Genomic DNA, 632 nt, shown 5'->3' with positions numbered 1-632 from the left:
AATCGAAATAATGGACGATATTCCAAAAAACTTCTATTTTTTTCATAATATAAATTATATTTATGGCATGTAATAGGCATCTACACTTCCTTTAGCTCCACCGAAAGCACCACCACCGAAAGCCCCAATAATTCCTCCTGCAACTCCACCAATGACCCCTCCAATTATGGTTCCCGCGCCTGGAAATAGAGAGCCAATAGTTGCCCCAAACTCTGCTCCCATTAATGCTCCAGCCTCTGCACCTGCCCAACCACCTATCATACTTCCTGCCGTTCCAGCAATGGCTCTTTGAGTATTTTGCCCAAATTTTCCTCCATCCTGTTGATAACCTTGACCTGTTTTAACTAAACCTATTGCAATACTAACTCCCACAGTTCCTTTGGAAGCTATACCTCCCCATTTTGCCAAAGATACCGTTCTTACATATTGATTGCCATAAAATACACGTCCCCCTGCAGTTGGAAAATATATTTGTCCATTTGTTCCTAATCTTGTTAAACCTGCATTATTTGCAAAGGCACCTCCAATATTATCTCTATAATCATTAATAGTTTCTATGTAACCAATATAATCTGCCAATTTCATTCTATGTCCAATAAGCTCTTGTCCTCCGACTTCCATTTCTCCATTGA

The 632-nt window shown here is 39.9% G+C and carries 1 pseudogene; it reads right to left on the bottom strand.

Going from position 1 to position 632, the window contains the following annotated elements:
- Positions 1-60 precede the first annotated feature (60 nt).
- A pseudogene (locus ABMQ40_RS16680) lies at positions 61-632 on the bottom strand (hypothetical protein); the annotation flags it as partial.

The organism is Chryseobacterium gossypii (assembly GCF_041361455.1).
GTDB lineage: Bacteria > Bacteroidota > Bacteroidia > Flavobacteriales > Weeksellaceae > Chryseobacterium > Chryseobacterium gossypii.
The sequence above is the reverse complement of the archived record's forward strand: the minus strand, read 5'-3'. Positions and strand labels throughout refer to the sequence as shown.